This is a genomic window from Peribacillus sp. YIM B13472, from assembly GCF_042788005.1.
GTDB classification, from domain to species: Bacteria; Bacillota; Bacilli; order Bacillales; family DSM-1321; genus Peribacillus; species Peribacillus simplex_E.
In genome coordinates, this window is record NZ_JBHZPG010000011.1 from 99082 (window position 1) to 121914 (window position 22833).

Consider the following 22833-nt stretch of genomic DNA (forward strand, 5'->3'; position numbering starts at 1 on the left):
ATTAATAATATATAACAACTGTAATTTCCCATCAATGTATTTTTCTGAAAATTCGGTAATATTTTCATTCTCTTAGTATTTCCCATATTGTTCTTCGCTAACCGTCCTATAAAGAAAAAACCGCCTTAGCGACAGCTCCGATCAAAAGCTAATTCACCCGTTATTTCTATAAAGCAAGAAATAGAATGCCTGTTACATTAACGACCATTTGAATAGCGTAAAAAACCAATTCTCCATAAAGGAAAATTGGTTTTTTTCTTTTGGACTATAGATTATCTTAGCAATGCAGTCAGTAATTATTTGTAACTGCTGCAAGCAAACCAGTTACACCTGTGTTTTCAGTTGTACCACTAATAACTCCACCAAAAATTTAGCGCGTCCAAAACAGTCTGAGCAGTAATCATACCTGCCATTTCTTTGATGATTAACTAAACAGTGCTTTGTTTGTTCCCTTTTTTGAAGGGGATGGGGTTGGGAGTATTTCTTTTTGTAATATAGGGCCGTATGTATCGACACGACGGTCTCTAAAGAATTGCAGAATTTTTCTAGTCTCTTCTATTTCTTTTAAATCAATTTCTTGCACAATAATTCCCTCTTCTTCATCAAGTGAAGCTAGAATATTCCCGAATGTATCGCTAATGAATGAACCGCCGTAAAAATTCATGTCCTTTTCCTGGCCCACTCGATTTGTCGCAGCAACAAATACACCATTCGAAATGCCATGAGCGGAAATTGCCTTTTCCCAGGATGATCTTGTCGATATCTCGGGATGATCTGGCTCTGAACCAATAGCGGAAGGATAGAATAATATCTCTGCACCTTGTAAGCTTAAAATTCGGGCAACTTCTGGAAACCACTCGTCCCAACAAATCCCGACTCCTATTTTTCCATAAGCCGTTTCATAGACAGGATACCCAGTATTGCCTGGAACGAAATAATATTTTTCATGATACTGGGGACCATCCGGAATATGATTTTTTCTTGTAATCCCTAAACATTCTCCATCAGCATCAAATACAGCTGCACTATTAAAATAAATACCAGAACCTGCTCTTTCGTAAAAAGGTACAATCAAGACAATTGCTAATTCCTTTGCCAATTCACCCATTTCGGCTAGTGTACCGCTATCTACATCTTCCGCTAAATCATAATTTTTCACACTGACCGTTTGCGGAAAATATTGCGAAGAAAATAATTCCTGTAGGCAAACGATTTGTGCCCCTTTATTTACTGTTTCTTTTATTTTCTCTATCGTTTTTTGAATATTTCGCTCAATGAATTCTCCACAATGTATTTGAATAAGGCCAACTTTTACTTTTGACATCTTCTCACTACCTCACTTTTATTATTTTTTAATCTTATACAGTTTGGACGACCGGGTTTTCATATACGACCTTTCCATCCATGATTGTCATCTTCACTTCTGTTTCAAGAATTTCCTCTGTTGATATGCTAAATAAATTTTTATTTAATACTGCGATATCCGCTATCTTCCCTGCTTCCAATGTGCCTAATTCCTTTTCTCTAAAAGACCCGAATGCCGGTATGGCCGTGTAATATTTTAACGCTTGTGCCAATGTTACTCCTTCCGACTCTTGCCACGCCTTCCCGGTTAAATCTTTTCTCGTGATTGCCTGATAAATACCCATCATAGGATTTAAGGGCACTACAGGAAAATCTGTACCAAAGGCAATTTTAGCACCAGTATCCACTAGTGTTTTGATAGGATAATAGAGAGGTTGTTGTTTTTCACTGATTCTGGCTGTATACGCCTCACTTTCCATTAATTCAATGTGTTTAGGTTGAAAGGAAGCGATTACATCCAATTCCTTAAAACGATGAACATCATCCGGATGCAATACCTCCACATGTTCAATGACATGTCTAGCATCTCTTTCTCCATTTACGTTTCTCGCTTCTTCAAATGCATCCAATGCTAAGCGGACTGCACCGTTACCAATAGCATGGAAACGAATTTGAAAATTTTCCTTATCTGCCTTTTTTACTAATTGTTTAATTGTTTCAGCTGGATAAGTTGTTCCGCCTTTGGTATCTGGACGGTCTTTGTAAGGATCCAATAAAAAAGCAGTATGACTTGTCACAACACCATCTATAAATTGTTTTAATCCAGAAAAGGTGAGCTTGTCTGACTGATAATTTGTTTGTAATTCCTTTGCGACAGCTAAATCCATTTTTAACTCCGGCGAAAAGTGAATTCTGGTTGTAAGTAACCCTTCTCTCTCAAATTCCTTGAAAATTTCAAGATCGTCTAATGGATTTGGAGCAATTTTAGCTCCATATAAATCATTAACGGATGTGATTCCCAATCTTTTTGTTTCATTAAGAAAACCTTGGAATAGGCTTACACGTTTATCTTTCGGTAATTTGTATGCATGTTCCGATGCATAACCAATTGCCTGTTCAAATAGAAGGCCTGTCAGTTCCCCATTTTCATCTTTTCCAATTTCTCCATATTCCGGATCTGGGGTATCCTTCGTTAATTGAATCATTTCCATTGCTTTACTATTGATCCATGCGTAATGCACTTCTGCATTGAATAATAAAACAGGGCGATCACTAATATATTTATCTAGTGTTGTTCTATGTGGCAGCAGTTTGTTCTTCCAATTGGTATGATCCCAACCGACGCCAAATATCCACTCATCATTTGGTCTCGTTTCTGCAAATTCACCTACTATTTTGGCTGCATCTTCTTCTGAAGCTGCATCAAATAATTTAGTACTGTCCTTCTGTAAAATGCTTCCCATCATAATGTGCATATGAAAATCATGAAATCCCGGAATAATTAGTCCGTCTTCCATGTCATACACTTTCGTTTGATTTCCAAGGAATGACCTTATATCTTCTTTAGAACCGATTTTAATAATTTTATTATCTTTAATAGCGATATCTGCTTCTATTGGCTCCTCTTGTAACCCAGTGAAAACATGTTGACCAGAAAGAATGATGTCTGCCTTTACCATTTTTATCCTCCTTAATGAATATAGCTTTTATGCTTGAATTTCTTTTTCATTCGCACTATCAATAGAAAACTCTGTTGGCCGTTTACTAAACATTTTCGTATTAGAAAGGAGCATGATGAAACCAATTCCAAACCATCCCAGTCCGAGTAAAAGTGCCTTTGAATCAAGACTGGTCCATAACCAAATTGTGAAACCAGTACCAATCAGCGGCAATATTAGGTACTTTATTGTGTTAATTCCGTTTCGCTGTTTTTCTTTAATAAAATAATGGGAAATAACTGAAAGATTAACAAATGTAAATGCAACGAGCGCCCCAAAGTTAATAAAGGATGATGCTGTCACTAAATCAATAAATAACGCAGATAAAGCAAAAATGCCCACTAAGATGATGTTGTGTGTTGGGGTTTGAAATTTTGGATGAATATGACCAAAAATTCTCTTTGGAAGAACTCCATCTCTCCCCATCGCATACAAAAGTCGGGAAACACTTGCATGAGCTGATAAACCAGACGCCATCCCCCCGGTAATATAACCTGCTAGAAAAATAGATTGAAATAAATTCCCCCCGATGTACATAGCAATTTCCAAGGAAGCGGAATCTGGATCTTTAAAGGCTTGGAAATTTGGGTATACAAGGTGACTGATGTATGAGATGGTAACAAACAGACCTCCCCCTATTAATGCGACTAGGAAAATTGCCTTTGGTATTATCTTTTTCGGATTAATGGTTTCCTCTGAAAATGTAGTAACAGCATCAAATCCTAAAAAAGATAAACATAAAATGGATGATCCCGCTAATACTAAAGATAGTGGTATATCTCCATTCACAAATGGAGAACTCATGAATAATGTTCCTGAACCCATTCCGTTAAGTAACCCTTTAATTGAGAGGAATGTAAATATAACTATTATTAGGAATTGACAGGCAACTAATAAAAGATTTATTTTTGTTGCTATTTTCACTCCAATTATATTTACAATGGTGATTAAAATGACAAAGGCGATTAACCAGACGGAAAAAGGAACGGATGGAAAATATGCGTTTAAGTAAATGGCGATTAGCAATCCATTGATCATTGGCAAAAATAAATAGTCCAATAGGATAACCCAGCCTACTAAGAATCCAAGGTGAGGATTAAAAGCCTTTTGAGTAAATGTATATGCAGAACCAGCAACAGGGTAGGCCTTAACCATTTGACCATAACTATAGGCTGTAAACAACATACCAACTAAAGCTATAATATAAGCAGCTGGCACCATCCCTTTCGTTATTTCCGCAACCACCCCATAAGTAGAAAAAACGGTTGTAGGTGCCATATAAGCCAATCCAAATAGCACTAAAGGAAATACTGTTAACGAACGTCTTAATTTTGCATTCTCCATGTATCACTCCACCCTTATTCGTGATTAATTAACTTATATGCAAATACCATACCAAGCGGAGATTGATTATTTCGCGATTTAATTATTGGTATATTCCCAATAATTACAATATACAGATTTTTTAACAGATTAATAGTTTTATGCAATCTTACATCAATTATTTAAGATTGCATAATTAATCGTTAGAGACGAAGATGTCTCACCGCGTATTCTGGTTGAATAAGGTTCAAAATAAGCTACGTGCCGTAATGGCGTCATCGATAATTTGTATTTGGTATACACGCAAATCTCGCGATTGTTTAAGATGCCATTAATGCTTATTACGACATTTTTCCGTTGATATATATAATTCTAAGACTGACGATTCGAATTATTAGAATTTAATTTCCCGAATTCCCTTCCAATTTCCTTTGAAGGAATATTAAATAGCCCCCTGCGCTCTTTCAAATAGTGATAATGTTGTCTGCTCTCATGAACAAGCGACAAGTCTATCGTTGCTGATAAAACTTCTTCTTCACGTCCCGCTTCAGCAATTACCCTTCCATATGGATCAACAATAACGCTCTCTCCACAAAACGCAGTTTCTTCTAGCTGTCCAACTCGATTTGCCATAGCGACAAACATTTGATTCTCTTGTGCTCTGGCTTTATTGGCAAGGCGGTGTACCGGACCATCCCAATTTCCATCTGTCAGCACCAATAGCTCTGTTCCCATACTGGCAACTGCACGTGCTGTTTCTGGAAATTCTATATCGTAGCAAATGAGCAGTCCGATTTTTGTTCCTTGCCAGCTGCAGTTCCGATAATAATTTCCGGCTTTAACGGCTGAAGATTCGCCTGCCCATAAATGGGTTTTACGATAAGAAATCAATAATCCTGTCGGTCCAACCAGAACAGTTGTGTTATAAAGGTTTTCTCCCTCCTTTTCGTATAAACCAACAACAATTGAGGTATTAGATTTCCTCGCTTGACATTCTAAATGTTTAACAATTGGTCCATTTAACGGCTCGGCTAATGTATGGCAATCCTCCGGTGAAAGAAATCCCGTGATAAATGTCTCAGGAAACACAATGAGGTCGTGAGAATGACCATATTCATCAACCACGTTATCTAAACGAGTAAGATTGTTCTCAACTTCCCCTGCTTCACAACTGAGTTGTGTCAATCCTGCCGCTTTAGTTCATTAAGCCAAAAGGGCCACCAAATGGCAGCCCCTGGATCCCCCTAACGCACACATAAGCTAAAGAAGAAAAAGCGGCCTTTAATAGCTGCTAAAAGTTCTTATTGTGACAAATGTTTGTGATCTAATATTTCTATCTTAAAACCATGATTACATTTCAGTTGATTAAGCTTTTCACTGTCACAGGATGGAGATATTCTTAATTTAACTTGGTCGTCTACATAATCCAATGGTTCATTACGTTCGGAAGAAACTTGAATTTTTATATCGACATCGTAAGAATGATTTTCATTGTAACTTATGCCAACAATTCTTTGCCATTGCCAACCTAAATTACGTCCATACTCTTTTTCAATTTTCTTATCTAGAGTTGGAAACACAATATCTCCAAAAATATCCTCTGTTGTTCCATACCATCCTTCCACTTTTGAAACCGATTCTGCTTTAACTGCTTGCATAGGAGCAAAGGCAAATAAAAAAAAACTAAATCATCAAGATTCACCTCATAACTCTGTTTACTCCTTATTCTTTAGCTAAGCTCAATAGTTATGCCTTAGTAAACTAACCAGTCCCGATAGTTCCATAATAAAAAGCTGCCTTAGAGACAGTTCTGATCTTCAGCTAACGCACCCGTTAGTGGAATAGTGCTTTATTTCAATCACTCTTTTTATCAACTTCTTCATAACGTATTTCTTATCTTGACTCTATTTCTTGAGGCTCGCTTGAGTAATTTCGAACCAATCCATTATTGATGTCATCAATAGGTGTATATTGATTAATTGGTATCGTTTTTTTCTTCTTAAATATAGGAGAGCAAATACTAACCATGTATAGTATGTACTCTCCTTTTATCTTTTAATGAACTAACGTACCTGTTAGCTGAACAGGATTTTTTTATTTATGTTCTTTAATTGGCATAAACCCAAAATCTAGATGCAAAAAAACCGGAATGGTAGATGGAGTGAATGTAGTTACCTCTACCGCACTCACTGCTATAACCAACTTTTCCCGGTTAATCTGTAACATTACTCAAATTTTATTTAAGCCTTTTTTTATTTATGCTGTAGGAGACGGGAATCTAGCTCCTTCAAAGCGAGTTGCTTTCCCTGGCAAAAGGACACCCGGAGTTGTACTTGAAGCAAAAACTTCTACGGTATCTCCGGCATTTAAATTCACTTTGGCACTAAGTGATATAACTAGAGTGAAATCACCAGAATCGCCTCTAGTAAATTCATCATCAGTACCGACTGATGAACCATTAACTTGAATTTGAACTCGAACCTGATAAGGAACCCCGATATGATCAGGGAAAAAATTAAGAGATGTGATAAAAAGATATACACCTGAATTTTTTGCGATGAAGGTTGAAGTAGATGGGTCATATTCATTTCCTAAGTCAAGTAGTTCATTTGGAAAAAACACCTTAGCTAAAGGAAGTGTTCCAGCTAGTGGTTGAAGAACAGTTGAACCTTGGGTAGCTGCACTAAAAGCTGAATTAGTTTGTGGAATAGAGACGCCATTTGGTGAAGTATCATTGGATACATTTACATTCACAACTGGATTACCTACGTTTGAAATAATATCGGTATCATTTTGAGTCCGGTCCTGAAGTTGCTGTTGTTGAAGTTGGAATTGAATATTTTCCCTCTTACAACAATCAGCATGATGGTCATAATCGCAGCATTTTTCCTTCTTACAACAATCAGCGTGATGGTCATAATCGCAGCGTTTTTTCTTCTTACAACAATCAGCGTGATGGTCATTTTCGCAGCGTTTTTCCTTCTTACAACAATCAGCGTGATGGTCATTTTCGCAGCGTTTTTCCTTCTTACAACAATCAGCGTGATGGCCATAATCGCAGCATTTGTTCTTCTTACAACAATCAGCGTGATGGTCATAATCGCAGCGTTTTCCGTTCTTACAACAATCAGCGTGATGGTCATTTTCGCAGCGTTTTCCGTTCTTACAACAATCATCGTGATGGTCATAATCGCAGCGTTTTCCCTTCTTATAACAATCAGTGTGATGGTCATAATCGCAGCGTTTTTTTTTCTTACAACAATCAGCGTGATGATCATAATCGCAGCGTTTTTCCTTCTTACAACAATCAGCGTGATGGTCATAATCGCAGCGTTTTTCCTTCTTACAACAATCAGCGTGATGGTCATAATCGCAGCGTTTTTTCTTCTTACAACAATCATCGTGATAAGACATAGAAATATCACTCCTTTTTTTGCTATACTTTAAGTTACTTTTCAAGGTCGCATTCTTTTGGACAATTATCCCTGATTCCTATCATATGAACATTTTCAAAAAATGAATGAGCACTCTCCCTATTTTGATTTTTGATACTTAAGACAGGTGGGCTTTATGTATGAAAAAATGGATTTATCAATAATTTTCCATTTGATTTTAATATCTACCTCAGAAAATGTTGTTTTATAAGTGTTACAATTATTTTGAGGTGGTAACTTTGTTTATTTCTCCAATGCTCTTGCACAAAAAAAGAGCAACCCTTCGAGGACAATGATTTCATTACTGAACTAAAGTTATCTAGACCTAATTATAAAAGACCTTAATAAATAAAGGAGAGTACATATTAGTCATGTATGTACTCTCCTTTTTTCTTTTAATGAACTAAAACTAGACTTGGGAGATGAAATGTTTGTACTTCCTGCCAATCCATTATTCAGCGGGATTGGATATAAACGTGTGGTAAAAGTTTAATTTTTCATTAGTTCCAATTTCCGAACACTTTTTAATAAAATAAAAAAACATGGTCATAAAGTAACCATGTTTTCTTTTTACTCATATAGCTGTGTCCACACTAAGAGTTATTTATTGATAAATTCTTTGTTGATTTTTTCAGCCTCAGCCATGTATTCTGTTTTAATCCCGCTCTTAACTCCCCACCAATAGAAGCAGAGTGCCAGACATGCGATGACCACCATATCCCAGCCAAATGTAAGAATATTTTTTCCGCCGAACTTCTCACTTCCAATATAAGAAATCAAAATCATACAACCTAAGTAAAGTAGCAGCCAAACACCTGATAAAAATTGTTTTTTGAATCCATTCCATTTATTTTTAGCTTGATAATAAAAGTAAATAGGTAGTCCAATGGCAATGATGAAAACGACTTCTCCTGTTAATGGCCAACGCGCCCAGTATAAAGTAAGCGATGCTAAAACAAATCCACAAGGTGCAATAATGGAAGCACCTTTTAAGTGAAAAGGACGGTTAAAATGAGAAGCAGTACGTCTTAAAGTTGCCAATGCAACCGGCCCCATGATATACGAAATAAGTGTAGCAACTGAAATCACTTCAGCAAGTACGCCCCATCCGCGGAATAAAAATAAAAAGATAAAACATACACCTAAGTTTAATAACATCGCTGGACGGGGAACACCATAAAGTGGATGTAATGTACCAAAGATATTCGGTAAGTACCCATTTTTCTGCATTCCATAAAGCATTCGTGAAGTTGTAGCTGTATAAGTGGTACCTGAACCAGACGGTGATACAAACGCATCTACATACAATACAATCGCTAACCAGTTAAGGCTAAGAGCAATTGCCAAATCTGCAAAAGGTGAATTAAAATTCAGATGACTCCATCCGTTTACGATCATAGACGGATCGACTGCACCAATAAAAACAACTTGTAAAATAACGTATATAAATCCTGCAATTAGAATAGACCCAATAACAGCAATTGGTATAGACTTATTCGGCGACTTCGCTTCGCCTGCCATATTAACGGGACTTTGAAATCCGTTAAACGCAAACACTATACCAGAAGTAGCTACTGCTGTTAAAACGCTTGCCCAACCATATGGTGCGATTCCTTGAGAACTTGTAAAGTTTTCACCATGGAATCCAGCAAAAAATAACGATCCTGCCATTACACCTGGAACAATTAATTTAAAAATAGTGATAAATGAATTTGCCTTAGCGAAAAGGTTAACTGTCCAATAGTTGATGAAGAAATAGAGCAATAATAATAAAGAAGCTATGAATAATCCTTTGGTCGTTAAGATATTGTTATCAACTAAAGAATGAGACCATCTGGCCCATTCCCAAGGCCACGTACTCATATATTGTACCGAAGCAATGGCCTCAACGGTAATAGTCGAAGCGATAGAAATCCAGTTCGCCCACGCAGCTAAAAATCCAATAAAAGAGCCATGCGAATATTGAGGATACTTAACCATTCCTCCAGCTTCAGGAAACATTGCCCCAAGCTCTGCGTAAGATAATGCAATAAATAAAATTACAACCATACCGATAATCCAAGAAAAAATAGCTGCTGGCCCAGCAATCTGGGCAGCTTTCCACGCTCCGAACAACCAACCTGAGCCGATAATAGAACCAATACCTGTCAGAGTTAAAGCAAAAGTCCCCATCTTTCTATGCATATTACTCATCTCTACCTACACCTCTTCCTAGGAAAATAAAAAACACTTGATCTATTTATAAATCAAGTGTTTGCCCAGGCGCGCGGCTTATACTCTATATGCTCCCCCATGGTACTCCATGTTGCGCCAGTTACATATAGAAAAATAGTTTTTTTTAGTATATAGGATTTTTAAAAATTTCACAACACTTGAAAAACATTTATATTTTATATATAATCTTATTTAATTTTCGTAATTACCTACAAAATTCATTTTGATTTGAAAAAATCAGGTGGATTAAAGCCCTAAAAACAAACATTCAATTTCAGAACACATGCTACATCAATATCATCATTTCTCTTTAACATTATACTTAAAAACCTTTAAGAGCTTATATGCGCAAAATAAATCGTTCGTATTTTACAAATTATAATATTTGCACAGAAGTAATGAACCAGTTAGTTAAAATCTTATGAACTAACAGAGGAAATACTTGGAATACTCCATACCTATATTACCTCCTTGTGGTATCGTTGGTTCGGCTTATCTTCCGTCTTTGACCAATTGGGCAATGACTTTAGCATTTTTCACATCATTTTTAGTAGGAGAATTATCTTTACTTCGTTTAACATGTATTGGATTGACTGATACGAATTTAATATTATTCTCTTTTAGAAGATGAGCTAGATTTAACCAGTAGTGACCGGTTGGCTCCATGCCTACAATCACTTGATTTAACTTACACCCTTTAACAAGTTGGGTAATCCAATCTAGAAACGAATGAAATCCTGCTTTCGTATTTTCAAAGAAACACGTTTTACCTAGTTCCAAACCTCTAAAATCTTGTGCTTGGCTATATCTACTCCGACAATTAAGGTTTCAGAAGTAATTTGAGAGATTTTATGATTTTGGTTATAATTCATTGTGAGGCCTCCAAATAGATGTATTTGTCCTTTTTAGCTGGCCAGCTCTGGACACATTCATTTTATCAAGAGGTCTTTTTTCGTTCAAACTTCATTTTCAGTTATTACAGGAATGCTGCCCCGTTAGCCATCCATGAATCGCAAAAATCGGCGATTCACCACAAAGAATGAAAATGGTTAGGAAGTGTCAATACTGATACTGACCTTAATCCAGTCAACCCTAATCTATAAGCTAATTTATTAACGCTCTCCTCTTTTTTTTAAACGATTGAGCAGGGTCTTCTTAAGTATTGTCATTTTTCATTTTTAAAGAAACTTATTTTCATGGTAGTTGATTAAGGATTATTGTAGGGTTGACACAAACTGTGCAATAAAAAAAGTTACCTTTCAGCAACTTAGGAGTAGAAATCCATTATTTATATTTAGTAAGCCAGTCAATTAATTGGTCATAGTTACTTGAGAACATTGCATTGTCTTTGGTATTAGACTGTTCAAGGTGAATTAGAATATCCCCTTCTTCTAATAAAAAAGCGACTGCAATGGTGTTCTCTAATATATTATTAGAGAACAATTTGTCTTTCCACAATTTTTGTACAGAAAAATGTTCTGGAGTATAACCTTTACGATTAACTAACAACTTATACTTTTTTCCTTGTCTAATAAATGAATAGCACGTTTTCTCAAATGAATTAAACCAGGTGTTTACATCAGCAAGGGTTATGAAACCTGTCAAATTAGTAATAATAATATCTTCAGAAATGGATGTACTTATATTTTTAACATTCAATTAAACAACAACTCCTTACCATCATTATAAACCAAATAATGGAAGGCACCATAAATTTTAATGTTGCACAGTTCGAATACACTGTGCTTGTGGAACTCCCTCAGTTTAATTCGATTTTCTCACAAATACTCGCTTATAAAGTAAATCCATGATCGTAGTATAACTAGGCATATTCCCCAATGTTTTTAATGGTGCAGTCATCATCGCAGGCTTTTCAACTATGACAGCCTCACTTTTTTCAGTTACCAATATACTTGTGACATTAGCTAAAGACGAGGATGCGATATGCTTGTTCTCACCAAAACCACCATAACTTATATGGAAGTTGTGGTGGTTTTGGTTAATTACGGAATAAGTGCATAGATAATTTATAAATGAAAAAAATTAGAGCTTATTTTCATTGAGGATTAGTAGGTTCTGAGTAGAATTCAACAAGATCTCCTCTTGCTAATATTTGATAATATTCGATAGGTCTTTCGAAAGAATCATAAGTGGTGCCTTCAATTGAAAGGCAAGGGTTTTCATTTCCTATTTTGAGTAATTTACTTTCAATCGGATCCGACAAAGATATTCGCATATACTGTTTTTGCTTTGTTAATTTTAATCCGTAAAATTCATCTAATACCTTGTACAAGGAAACCTTGGTAGATATATACTCTTCTATTTGTGAGCAAAATTTGTATGGTATTTGACTTAATTCTATAGCAACAGGGATATTATCAACAATTCTTAATCTTTTTAAAGAAAAAATCTCTTCCCCCGTAGAGATATTTAATTTACTCGCCAGAAATTCATCTGCTGTCTCTATTTTTGCAAATATTGTCTCGGTAGAGGGCTTTAAACCTTTATCTTCCATCCCTTTTGTAAAACTATTTACAGTAATAAAGTTCCATTGAATTTTACGATTCGAAATGAACGTACCTACCCCTACTCTTCGTTCTACAAACCCTTCTCTTTCCAAGGTAGAAAGCGCGTGTCTCGCTGTCATTCTACTTATTTTAAACTTTTCAGCTAACTCTCGCTCTGAAGGGATCTTGTCACCATACTTAAGATTCCCACTATTAATTTCCTCTATAAACATTGTTTTTAGTTTTTGATAATAAGGAATTCCATCAATTCCCTTTTCCATATTCTACATCATCCTTAATATTTTTCGATTTATCCATGTTACTAATACATATACATAAGTAGTGATTTACAACCTAAACATAAAGCTATTAAGAAGTATATCTCAAGAACTCATAACAACTTAAAGAATACCTTTTAATAAGATATAAAATCATATTTTCTTGTTATATAGCTATACTGTTTTCATAATTTTATTAACTTTTTAAAATATAGATTCAATAATTCCAATCAATAACCCTTCAAAATGAATAATATAACTCTGTTTGGAACGTTAGATTTGTGTAAACAATCTATTGATTGTACGTATAAAATACAATAAGAGGCGGACTCAAATAATAAAAGTTCCCGCCCCTTATAGTTTAAATGCACATTAAAAGATTATACCAAGTCTTTGGAAAGGTTAGTTTTTTTACTTAATCCATATCCAAATGCACCATAACTTTCACAGTTTTTTGCGGCTGCTATTGCTGCCTGGTTCAATGCCTCAGTTACATTATGATGTTGATGATAATGGACCAAAAACATGGAAATGAAGGAATCACCTGCTCCCAGGGTGTCAATCACTTTAGCTTCCACAATAGGCTGTTTATACACTTGGTCATCCACTAAAAATAGAGCACCTTTTTCTCCTCTTGTAATTCCAATGATTTTAGTTCCTAATTTTTTTGCATAATGCATTAATTCAATACACTGTGAGTCGTTTAGTTCACTTCCTGAAAAAAAACCATAATCAAGATACGGGCAAACCTCTTTAAGATATGCTTCTTCATGTCGTGAAGAAAAATCAAAAGAAATAGATATTTTTTTCGACAGCATAGGTAAATCTTGTTCTATATGGCTATACAAGCTTGTATGCATAAGATCATGAGTTGAAATATAGTTAAGATCGTTTTCATCAAAATTTAATTTTATTAGGCCTTGTACCCCTCCATTATTTGATCCGACAAAGATGCGGTCGTTATTTTCGTTAAGAGAGATAACCGATTCCCCATTTGGTCCATATGCTTTTCTAATCCTGGAGATATCAACACCTTCAGCTTTCAAGCTATTTACAATATGCTCAGCCGCTATATCGTTTCCGATAACTCCAATATATGAGCTTTGTTCCACTCCATACCTTTTACATAAAACAGCTATATTTAGAGCGTTTCCGCCTGGATAAATTTCACCACGGTCTTGATAATAATCAACGACATTGTCCCCTACCCCTACTATCTTCATTTCCCTTCACCTCAACATCTACATTTCATCTAAAAAGTAAGTAATTCCAATGAAAGTGAAGAATCTATTATTTAATTGAAAGTTATCTTACTTTTCCTAACTCAATAATCTAGAAGACCCTTTTTATCTTCAAATTTCTTTTCAGTATTAAACGGCATTTCTTGATAAAGTACTCAAAAATTTTCTGATACGTTCATTTCCATTCGTAGAATGAAAGAACCTTTCTGGTGGCGCATCTTGAACAATTACTCCCTGATCAATAAATATGACACGGTCACCTACTTCACGAGCAAAGCCCATTTCATGTGTGACTACGGCCATTGTCATGCCCTCCAATGCTAATTCCTTCATTACTATAAGAACTTCACCAACTAATTCAGGATCTAGAGCGGAAGTTGGTTCATCAAAAAGCAACATTTTAGGCTTCATAGCCAACGCTCTTGCAATGGCAATTCGTTGTTGCTGCCCACCGGAAAGAGAATGTGGAAACTGGTCGCGTTTATCTAGCAAGCCGACTTTCTTTAATAGATATTCTGCTTCCTGAATTGCTTTCTCTTTTTTGACTTTTCTTACGTGAATAGGTCCTTCAATAATGTTCTCAAGTACAGTTTTGTGTGCAAATAAATGAAAACCTTGAAATACCATTCCAATTTCAGCTCGAGATTTACTTAATTCCTTTTCATTTCGTGAAATATGCTTTCCATTTATGTCTTTATAGAGAATGGACTCACCTTCTAGCTTAATATCTCCTTCGGTAGGATACTCCAGAGCATTCATCATTCTCAAAAGCGTACTCTTTCCACTACCACTTGGTCCAACGATAACGACTACTTCACCCTTTCGCACTGATAGGTCAATCCCATTAATAACCTTCTTTTCATTAAAGGATTTTTTAAGATTGGCTAATTGTAACATTATTTTTATTACCTCTCTTTTCTAGATAATCTACAAGAATGGCCAGTGGATAATGTAAAATCCAATAAATGATCGCAATCATCGTGAATATCTGTATGTTTTGATATGTTGATGAGGCTAATAAATTTCCTTCATGCATTAACTCTGTCACCGTAATAACTGCTGCTAATGAAGAGTTTTTAATCAATACAATAGCTGAATTTCCGATGGCAGGAATCACATTTCGAATTGCTTGAGGGAGGACAATCCTACGCATCGAAAGAGAGTAATTCATTCCAATTGCCTTTGCTGCTTCCATTTGCCCCTTAGGGATTGATTTAATACCTGCTCGAAATGTTTCAGCTAAGTAAGCACTTTCATTAATAGAAAGCGCAACAATAGCCGCTTGGAAAGCACTTAATGAAAGCCCCAAATCCGGGAAAACAAAGTAAACATACATCATTTGTACTAAGAGGGGCGTTCCTCTTACTATGCTGATATAAATACCACATACTTTATTTATAAATTTATTAGGTGTTATTTTACCAAGAGCAACTACTAAACCAATAATAAGAGAGAGAATCAAAGATATTACGGTTAATTCAATAGTAATAATGGTACCTTCTAGAAATCTGGGTGCAAAATCTTTAGCATTTGAGAAAAAATCGTTCATTTACAGTCCCCTCCCTCTTCATTAATTAAAGTCCCAATCTACACCCCATTTTTTATAAATATCTTTAAGGGTGCCATCTTCTTTCATTTCTTGAATTGCTTTATTGAATTTGTTTAATAGTTCAGGGTGATCTTTTGATACACCTATTCCAACTTCCCCAGTGAGAGAAGGAACATATCCCTCAACAATTCGATACTTCATATCAGGATTCTTAGCTTTAAAATAACTAAAGGTAGGGGCATCTGCCAACGCTGCATCTATACGATTTGTTTGAATATCTTTTAGCAGATCAGATAGCGTTTGGTAAGTCTTTACTTCTATATTTAATGATTTATTTTCTTTTTGTAGCATGTCTTTGAATGAGGTGCCCATTTGAACACCAATTACTTTTCCTTTTAAGTCTTTAAGTGATTTAGTTTTTGTGTCACCTTCTGGTACAATAAGGCCTTCCCCAAAACCAAAAACAGGATCTGTAAAGTTAATTTGTTTTTTTCTTACGTCAGTAATATACATAGCATCGGCAATAACATCAGCCTTACCTGATTTCAATGAAGGAATAAGCGAATTCCATTCTCCGGTTGATATTTGAATTTCCACATCTGATCTCTTACCTAGTTCATTAACGATTTCAATAATAAAACCTTCAATTTTATTAGTTTTTGGATTTGTAGCATTAAATGGATATCCTCCAGCTGTAGTTATTACTTTAATTTCCTTATCATTTGTTGAAGCTTCCCCACTTGTTGATGTGTTCTTGCCACATCCCACTACCCCAATAAGTAAAATGAGAGTCACGCATGCCATTAGAATTCTTTTCATTAAGAGCTCCCCCTATATTAAAGATTTTCCTACATTTTGACTTCATATGACCTGAAATCGATATTGTTAGATAATAATGAAAATTCATGAAATTATTAAGATAGGCCTATCATACCACAGAAAAAACAAAATGGTATATACCAAATGGAAATTTATCTAGCCTACCACTTCAGCTTAAACTTTCCAAACGTTTTCTTAGTTGGTATTGATAAAATAAACGCTCCTGGATCAATACTCTTTACTGCATGTGTTACTTCCATCCACTCCAATTCAATAATCAAACAGAGCAATACCGTTTTTTTCTTTTCACTGTATACACTAATGTCCTGCCATGAATTCACTTCTCTATTTAACTTTGTTGTCAACAATGAAGATAGTTCTTCACCCTCGTTTGTAACAATAATTATTACATTTTTCTCTGCGATATTTAGAATGGCATCATATGTTTTAGTCCCCACAAAAAACGATAGGATTGTATACATAGCTAACTGAATATCAAAAATTAGAGCGGAGATTGTTACAATAGTAGCGCTAAAAATTAATCCAGATTTCCCTATAGTAAAATTCGTGTATTTCGCTATAACGCGGGAAAGTATATCTAGCCCTCCTACTGACCCTCCCAATCTAAGAATAATGGCTGCTCCACTCCCCGAAATAATTGCTCCGTAAATACAACACAATAATATATCTTTAGTCCATATTAAGCGGACTGGAATCCATTCTAAAAAAAGAGAAGATACTATGACCGAAAATACAGTGTAAATTATAAATTTTTTACCAACATGAATGTAGCCTAAAAACAGTAATGGGATATTATAAGCAAAATATTGGATTCCCATTGGCCATTCAAATAAATGATAAAAAATTGCACAAACTCCGCCTAGTCCTCCTGCTAATAAACTTGAAGGAGTTAGCAAGCAATTGGTTCCAAAAGCAAATAGAAAACAACCTAATGTAATTCCTGATAGTTCATAAGTAATTTGATACTTACGAGCCACATTAAAACATCCTTTCAACTCTCTCACGGAGAACCTTCTGTTAACTGCCCATTATCTCTAACTTAATTATGATCTAGGTCTAATGAATGGATGTTAAAAGGAAAATTATTTTACCATCAATACTTTTCCAAAAACTTTCTTTCATCAGACACATCTATTCAAACGCTTAAAATCTCAAATTTCCAGAAAAGTATTGACGCATGTAGTAATCAACTTTAATCACTACAACCTGTGGCTTAAAAGCCTTACTTGAGGAGAACGCTTACTTCATGTATCCTCCTCAAGTTTAACTACTTTTTAATAAGCTACAGTACGATAATACCTTCTCTTATCTAATGAATGATTTCGTTTATCTTCTAGGTGAACGCTTACTCGTTGTAGTAAACTTCCTAAAACTAGCGGAGGGAAATATTGGCGGAATTCTGGACTAATTCCTTCAAGCACATAATCTTTAGTATCAAAAATCGTAAGCTTATCTGTATATTTCTCAGCAAATCGCTCTACTCTATCTGCTAAAGGTCTAGTTGCATCTTCCCCTTTTAACAAAATGATACTGGTGTCTCTTTCAACCAACTCAATCGTTCCGTGGAAGAATTCTGCTGCGTGGACGGATTTTGTACGAATCCATTGCATCTCTTCCAATACGCACATACTATATGCATAGGTTCGTCCCCAAGCTGTTCCTGATCCAATTAACATATGGTAATCTTCATCTTTATATTTATTTGCGAATTCTTTAGCCTTTTCTTCCGCCTGTTCTTTTACTGAAATTAAATTTTCAGGCATTTTTTCTAATTCTGATACAAATTGTTCATACTTCGCGAATTCGCCATTATTATGCATTAGTCTAAAGATAACCATATACATTTGAAGGTTTATTGAATCTGCAGCATAATCATTTTCCGCATAGTTAGCTATTGGATAGTCTACGATTTTGGCCAATCGCGTACCCATTTCTCCTACTAAACCAATGGTAGTTGCTCCTCTTTCCTTACAATATTGTGCTGCTTCAACAGTTTCTTCTGTCGTGCCTGATAGAGAAGAGAAAATGACCACTGAGTTTTCATCAAATTGTTTATGGCTTTGTAACATAAACTCAGAAGCAATTTCGGCATAAGCAGGAATAGTTGAAGTAGAATTCCATATATATTCAAATGGATACATTATCGCAATAGAACCACCGGATCCAATAAGGAATAAATTTTTAAATTCTTTTTTTGAAACTTCATCCATCTTCTTCTCTATTTCTGCTCTTAATAAAACTGCTCCATTTGTTACTTTTAAATAGTTCTGGTGATTAAACTTTAACATTTAGCACTCTCCCCTTATAATTTGTAATTGATTAAGTAAACCACTTAATGGTATATACCATTGAGTAAAAAAACATAAATGGTATATACCATTTATGTTTTAAAGTATAGCACGCAAATTTCTGAGTTTCAATATAAAAGTTATAAAATTCTGATTATTTAAAACAATCAGAGGTGATTATTTATCAATTTTCTGCAATTTAGATAAAGGATCTTATGTCCCTTGTATTAATTTATAATAGAACTTTCTATAAATAATAAAAGCCTGTAGACAAATTAAAATATAGGTGGTTACAATTTTCATATTCTAACGAGGTTAATGTTAAGTTATCCATACATAGATTAAATCTTTTGATAGCGTTTTTAGGCTATCCATAAAAGAAAGCCCTGAATTTTTAGTAAAGATCCAAGATACTTATTTTGAATGTTAAAACAATGCTCCCTTACACAACAGTCATTATGTTTAATTTTCTTATTTATTCTTATAGATGGAAGCATTGAATCTACTTGAGGTCCTCCAAGCATTCTAAGACCACTCAAAATAAAAAATGGATCAGGAAATTAAGCAGCATTACCTGATCCATTATTTCTTAATTTAGGTGTTATCTTTTTTATTAAGTGCTTGTCTTGTTGCTTTTTCTATTTTCATCAGAATTATCACACCGGTGGCGTCTAACTTTAAGGGAGTCGTCTCTAACTTTCAAGTAGGAATTAATGCAAGCATCGTGGGCGTTGCTTGCGGTCATGGTCATGAACCTGCATCTGAATACGGGTTTGGAGGTGTAGGAATGCCCCAAATTTTCACACCGACCTATAATGTCCGAGGATTCTCTCCATAATGTGAATGAAACTCTGATAAGGTACTTCTGCAATTTCATCACCGCTTATCAAAAGTAATCCTCAAAGTTCAATAAAATTGCCTTCATGGCTTGGCTTGAATTTCCCTTTTCTTTAATCCTTTGCAGAAAGTCCATGATTAAAATCACCAGTAAATCCTCAACCGTTAACTCTTCATCCATCAAGTATGGGGAAATGTCATGCAGGAATACCTCACCCCGGTAAATCTCCGACTCCTTGATTCGAAGGGCAAGAAAAAACGGATGTTTTTTCTCCATGCGTGAACGCAAAAGCTGACGATCAAGCCAGTGTGCCTCCTTTTATATTTTTCCTTCAGAGCTTTTTCTCAAGGTGCCCAGTCACTAAAGGGGGGCATCCCCCCCTCTGCTTGTCCAATTTTTTTCAAAAATACCCTTTTTCTTCTAAGCTAACATATTTACCCGTATGGTTCTAAAATCTCAATCCCTATAATTTTCCCTGCTTCCGCCAATACAAATAAACAAAATAAACACACCTTTCAAGTCGGGTACACTTAAAACAAGAAAATATTTATTCCATCATTTTTCTCATATTCTGTATCTCTAGATTAATCTTCCGTATTTGCTTGTCAATTTCATCAATTTGAAGCTCAGTGGCTCCTTGTTTTCTTTTTTCCAACAGCTCTTCTCGTAATCTTTTTAAAAAAACCACTCTCCCTAACAACCCCATCTCAAACCCACCTTTGTTTATCATTTTTCTTTAGCCAAAGAGGACTAATTTTAAATGTTAAACTTTCTGGATCATTGGCTCAAATAAATAATTATTTCCCCATTTATTTTTCTTTTTTAAAACTAAACACTTCAATAAAATCACTCTCTTTTCTGGGATTTAGACAGACTTAAGAGAAGGTATTTTTATAAATATAATTGGTAATGGAAAAAAAATCAAATGACATGTTAGGTTAAATAACATAGTTTTATTGTTGATCTTAATCAACTGATATATTTTCTGATTTAAACCAATACGACATGTAATTACTGACTTAGATTTCTTAATATAAAAATTCCATTTTCCTGCAGACGAAGGACCATCTTTGGTCTTTTCGCCCTGTTTCCTTGGGTTCTGGGGTAGGGGGACTATCCGAATACTTTCCCCTTAGCTGTTGTAGTAAGCATGTTTACCCATGAATTGTCACGATCATAATAGACCTAACAGCCAAGCTCGTCACGGCATTACAGGAAGGAACTATTTCTGACAAACAAAAGAAAAAGTTACCGTATTATTTTTTTGTTTTAATTGCTCTTACGGTGCTTCCACTTCCTGTATTTTATAACCCTACAATTATGAATAGATATGATGTTATTGATTTAATTTTATATATTATTATCAATGCGATTGCAATCTATCTATTAATCAGTATTTATAAAAATAGAAGTAGAAAAGATTTAGGTTTCTTCTTGCCCTTTGTTGGCTTAATGATTCCACTGTTTTTATGGAACATCTTATGGTCCATACTTTTAACTATCATTGGTTATACTTACATTGTTTTATTTGCCCCTTATCATTCATTTGAAGAAACTAATATAATCGATGTAATTATCACGGCCATAGTCGAAATTGCAATGAACATTATTTTTGTTCATTACTTTAAAATGGCCTAACATAGTGGGCTCGTAGAGCCCCAATCTCTTAACTTTAGGCGAAAACTCAAAGAGAATTTCAAAAGGCCCCAAAATTGGGGGCCTTTTCATTAATTTATTTTCTTTTTATAAATATAATTCAATATTAGGAACATTAATTACTTCTAGAACTGCGCATTGCTCTCCGGCGGTCGTGCAGTACCATCAGAATAATTATTCCCATCATCACTCCCAAGACGCTACCTAACTCGGTGGTTAGTACATATGCAAGCGGGTACTCTATATCAGGTTGTGCATCGGGGCGAGTGGCGGACAAGCGGTTAAAGAGGTTATAAGAGAACAGCATTCCCGACGAGATCCATGCTACTGCCATAGGAGGGAAGAACCTCTTCAACCCGCGGCGGGTGGTCAGTACCAACAAACCCCACGCCCCCGCGAAGGCCCAAACACCGGTACTCAACGACAATAGGTGCCACCATAAATCGCGGTTATCCAACATAGCTGGGTTGATGCCAATAGTTCCACCAACCGCCCAGAATAGCTTAATAAATCCAAGCAGGATACAGCCAGCGGCGACAAGCCTAGCCAAGGTGATATGCAGTTTCTGGCTGTTGCCCGGGAGTAATTCAATATCGATTGGATCAGCAAATGCCTCTGGCCAACGCGCTTTGGCGTATCCAGCTAAGGCGAAAGGTAGGCAGATGCCGACTCCAACCAGTGAGACCATTACGAAAATCTGCTCATATACCCAAACGTTGGCAGCTCCTGCCTGCTGATCGCGTATCATAGCAGCAGGACCAAGCACAGGCGCCAGCAACAGCATAGGAATAAGTAAACCAGTACCTACCCAGACGGGCAAGGCAACCAACCAGGCGGGCAGTCGCTCACCCCATGTCATGCTAAACGCCAATGCTAACAGGATACCAACAGCAGCTAGAACCATTGTTACTGCGTTTGCAGTGCGCCAACTTGGGTCGCCCATTTGTTCGGTCGGCATGAAGAGACCGAAAGTCCAGGCGATTTTGATTAACAGATAAGGCATTACCGCTATAGCGGCACCATAACCCCAAAATCTACGCTTCTTCATCAAATGTGAAATTGGCTGCTTTTTCATTACTGTCATGAGGCCACCTCGGCCGCCAGACCAGTGAGTTCGTAAATCTCTACCTCTACAATGAACAGAGCGCTTCCAATTAAACTCTCATGTTTATTTCTATTTATAACTATAAATAAACACCCCTTAAGAATTATAATTTAAACTGTTTAAGTTTTAATGAATCATAGGACTTTTTACGAAGATAATCATTTCCCCCATTACGCTAACCATCCATACCCTAAAAACGGCTCTGCCTGCTTTAACATAATACTCCAATCACAAATCCCTTATTCTAAAAAATTGACACAAGAAGATCGCCTTCATTGACGACCTTCTAGTGTCAATTCTTATGGAACTATCCTCCTCCTTTAGTTCCATGGCGCTCCTCGCCGCCACCATCTACTACGAAAACCTAAACTCAAAAAATAGAGTCTAACCCATTAACCCATTGACAATAATGGATGATAACAACACAACCAGGCTGAACTTTTTTTGGTGGATCTTAAGTAAGATACCCTGTATAAGAAACTGGTTGTGACAGGATTGAAGAACCATTTAGTGTGCTACTAGTACGTATACAAAAAT

19 protein-coding genes, 2 pseudogenes and 1 riboswitch are annotated in these 22833 nt (G+C 35.8%); of the genes and pseudogenes, 1 reads left to right on the plus strand and 20 read right to left on the minus strand.

Going from position 1 to position 22833, the window contains the following annotated elements:
• Positions 1-424 precede the first annotated feature (424 nt).
• The 10 genes and pseudogenes from ACFX4I_RS11430 to ACFX4I_RS11475 form a co-directional block, all read right to left on the minus strand.
• Positions 425-1324, minus strand: coding sequence for a carbon-nitrogen hydrolase (locus ACFX4I_RS11430; protein ID WP_377420665.1), 900 nt, complete (start codon positions 1322-1324; stop codon positions 425-427).
• Positions 1325-1358: 34 nt separating this feature from the next.
• Positions 1359-2984 carry an amidohydrolase gene (locus ACFX4I_RS11435; RefSeq protein ID WP_377420667.1) on the minus strand — a complete coding sequence of 542 codons (1626 nt, stop codon included), beginning with the start codon at positions 2982-2984 and terminating at the stop codon, positions 1359-1361.
• Between the two features lie 27 nt (positions 2985-3011).
• Positions 3012-4367, minus strand: coding sequence for an APC family permease (locus tag ACFX4I_RS11440; protein WP_377420669.1), 1356 nt, complete (start codon positions 4365-4367; stop codon positions 3012-3014).
• 351 nt (positions 4368-4718) lie between these two features.
• Positions 4719-5531, minus strand: coding sequence for a carbon-nitrogen hydrolase family protein (locus tag ACFX4I_RS11445; RefSeq protein WP_377420671.1), 813 nt, complete (start codon positions 5529-5531; stop codon positions 4719-4721).
• Between the two features lie 116 nt (positions 5532-5647).
• Positions 5648-6004, minus strand: coding sequence for a hypothetical protein (locus tag ACFX4I_RS11450; RefSeq protein WP_377420673.1), 357 nt, complete (start codon positions 6002-6004; stop codon positions 5648-5650).
• 598 nt (positions 6005-6602) lie between these two features.
• On the minus strand, positions 6603-7100 hold the full coding sequence (locus ACFX4I_RS11455) for a complement C1q domain-containing protein (RefSeq protein ID WP_377420675.1): 498 nt from the start codon (positions 7098-7100) through the stop codon (positions 6603-6605).
• Between the two features lie 11 nt (positions 7101-7111).
• Positions 7112-7771 (minus strand): hypothetical protein, encoded by a 660-nt coding sequence (locus ACFX4I_RS11460; RefSeq protein WP_377420677.1) that lies wholly within the window; start codon positions 7769-7771, stop codon positions 7112-7114.
• Between the two features lie 609 nt (positions 7772-8380).
• On the minus strand, positions 8381-9973 hold the full coding sequence (locus tag ACFX4I_RS11465; RefSeq protein WP_230304150.1) for a glutamate/serine transporter AimA: 1593 nt from the start codon (positions 9971-9973) through the stop codon (positions 8381-8383).
• 56 nt (positions 9974-10029) lie between these two features.
• A riboswitch (ZMP/ZTP riboswitch) is annotated at positions 10030-10108 on the minus strand.
• 381 nt (positions 10109-10489) lie between these two features.
• Positions 10490-10866: pseudogene (locus ACFX4I_RS11470) on the minus strand (IS110 family transposase); the annotation flags it as partial.
• Positions 10867-11278: 412 nt separating this feature from the next.
• The gene (locus tag ACFX4I_RS11475) at positions 11279-11653 is read right to left on the minus strand and encodes an STAS/SEC14 domain-containing protein (protein WP_377420679.1); all 375 of its coding nucleotides are present in this window, start codon (positions 11651-11653) and stop codon (positions 11279-11281) included.
• A 163-nt stretch (positions 11654-11816) separates the two neighbouring features.
• Between ACFX4I_RS11475 and ACFX4I_RS11480 the strand changes: the two are divergent.
• Positions 11817-11957, plus strand: a pseudogene (locus ACFX4I_RS11480) (amino acid permease); the annotation flags it as partial.
• Positions 11958-12050: 93 nt separating this feature from the next.
• Here the strand turns inward: ACFX4I_RS11480 and ACFX4I_RS11485 are convergent.
• The 10 genes from ACFX4I_RS11485 to ACFX4I_RS11530 all read right to left on the minus strand — a co-directional run bounded on the left by ACFX4I_RS11485 (position 12051) and on the right by ACFX4I_RS11530 (position 22275).
• Entirely contained in the window at positions 12051-12782 is a 732-nt protein-coding gene (locus ACFX4I_RS11485; RefSeq protein ID WP_377420681.1) for a GntR family transcriptional regulator, read from the minus strand.
• 377 nt (positions 12783-13159) lie between these two features.
• Positions 13160-14002: a PfkB family carbohydrate kinase gene (locus ACFX4I_RS11490; RefSeq protein WP_377420683.1), complete on the minus strand. Its 843-nt coding sequence runs from the start codon at positions 14000-14002 to the stop codon at positions 13160-13162.
• A gap of 147 nt (positions 14003-14149) precedes the next feature.
• Complete coding sequence (locus ACFX4I_RS11495) at positions 14150-14917, minus strand: amino acid ABC transporter ATP-binding protein (protein WP_377420685.1); 768 nt, start codon at positions 14915-14917, stop codon at positions 14150-14152.
• Positions 14895-15569 carry an amino acid ABC transporter permease gene (locus ACFX4I_RS11500; protein WP_377420687.1) on the minus strand — a complete coding sequence of 225 codons (675 nt, stop codon included), beginning with the start codon at positions 15567-15569 and terminating at the stop codon, positions 14895-14897. Before ACFX4I_RS11500 ends, ACFX4I_RS11495 begins: the two co-directional genes overlap by 23 nt.
• Before the next feature lie 21 nt (positions 15570-15590).
• Positions 15591-16388: a substrate-binding periplasmic protein gene (locus tag ACFX4I_RS11505; RefSeq protein WP_377420689.1), complete on the minus strand. Its 798-nt coding sequence runs from the start codon at positions 16386-16388 to the stop codon at positions 15591-15593.
• 161 nt (positions 16389-16549) lie between these two features.
• Positions 16550-17386: a YitT family protein gene (locus ACFX4I_RS11510; RefSeq protein ID WP_377420691.1), complete on the minus strand. Its 837-nt coding sequence runs from the start codon at positions 17384-17386 to the stop codon at positions 16550-16552.
• A 297-nt stretch (positions 17387-17683) separates the two neighbouring features.
• The gene (locus tag ACFX4I_RS11515; protein ID WP_377420693.1) at positions 17684-18697 is read right to left on the minus strand and encodes an SIS domain-containing protein; all 1014 of its coding nucleotides are present in this window, start codon (positions 18695-18697) and stop codon (positions 17684-17686) included.
• A gap of 886 nt (positions 18698-19583) precedes the next feature.
• Entirely contained in the window at positions 19584-19811 is a 228-nt protein-coding gene (locus tag ACFX4I_RS11520; RefSeq protein ID WP_230304148.1) for a hypothetical protein, read from the minus strand.
• Positions 19812-20082: 271 nt separating this feature from the next.
• Positions 20083-20241, minus strand: coding sequence for a hypothetical protein (locus ACFX4I_RS11525; RefSeq protein ID WP_153246122.1), 159 nt, complete (start codon positions 20239-20241; stop codon positions 20083-20085).
• 1065 nt (positions 20242-21306) lie between these two features.
• A complete protein-coding gene (locus tag ACFX4I_RS11530; RefSeq protein WP_230304147.1) occupies positions 21307-22275 on the minus strand; it encodes a hypothetical protein in 969 nt (322 codons plus the stop codon).
• Positions 22276-22833: the final 558 nt, after the last annotated feature.

Bases quoted from the DNA above. Each gene is read 5' to 3' on its own strand.
- ACFX4I_RS11435 (WP_377420667.1), bottom strand. From the start codon at position 2,984: ATGGTAAAGGCAGACATCATTCTTTCTGGTCAACATGTTTTCACTGGG.
- ACFX4I_RS11515 (WP_377420693.1), bottom strand. From the start codon at position 18,697: ATGTTAAAGTTTAATCACCAGAACTATTTAAAAGTAACAAATGGAGCA.
- ACFX4I_RS11450 (WP_377420673.1), bottom strand. From the start codon at position 6,004: ATGCAAGCAGTTAAAGCAGAATCGGTTTCAAAAGTGGAAGGATGGTAT.
- ACFX4I_RS11520 (WP_230304148.1), bottom strand. From the start codon at position 19,811: ATGGAGAAAAAACATCCGTTTTTTCTTGCCCTTCGAATCAAGGAGTCG.
- ACFX4I_RS11490 (WP_377420683.1), bottom strand. From the start codon at position 14,002: ATGAAGATAGTAGGGGTAGGGGACAATGTCGTTGATTATTATCAAGAC.
- ACFX4I_RS11495 (WP_377420685.1), bottom strand. From the start codon at position 14,917: ATGTTACAATTAGCCAATCTTAAAAAATCCTTTAATGAAAAGAAGGTT.
- ACFX4I_RS11485 (WP_377420681.1), bottom strand. From the start codon at position 12,782: ATGGAAAAGGGAATTGATGGAATTCCTTATTATCAAAAACTAAAAACA.
- ACFX4I_RS11440 (WP_377420669.1), bottom strand. From the start codon at position 4,367: ATGGAGAATGCAAAATTAAGACGTTCGTTAACAGTATTTCCTTTAGTG.
- ACFX4I_RS11465 (WP_230304150.1), bottom strand. From the start codon at position 9,973: ATGAGTAATATGCATAGAAAGATGGGGACTTTTGCTTTAACTCTGACA.
- ACFX4I_RS11500 (WP_377420687.1), bottom strand. From the start codon at position 15,569: ATGAACGATTTTTTCTCAAATGCTAAAGATTTTGCACCCAGATTTCTA.
- ACFX4I_RS11505 (WP_377420689.1), bottom strand. From the start codon at position 16,388: ATGAAAAGAATTCTAATGGCATGCGTGACTCTCATTTTACTTATTGGG.
- ACFX4I_RS11530 (WP_230304147.1), bottom strand. From the start codon at position 22,275: ATGACAGTAATGAAAAAGCAGCCAATTTCACATTTGATGAAGAAGCGT.
- ACFX4I_RS11430 (WP_377420665.1), bottom strand. From the start codon at position 1,324: ATGTCAAAAGTAAAAGTTGGCCTTATTCAAATACATTGTGGAGAATTC.
- ACFX4I_RS11525 (WP_153246122.1), bottom strand. From the start codon at position 20,241: ATGGGGTTGTTAGGGAGAGTGGTTTTTTTAAAAAGATTACGAGAAGAG.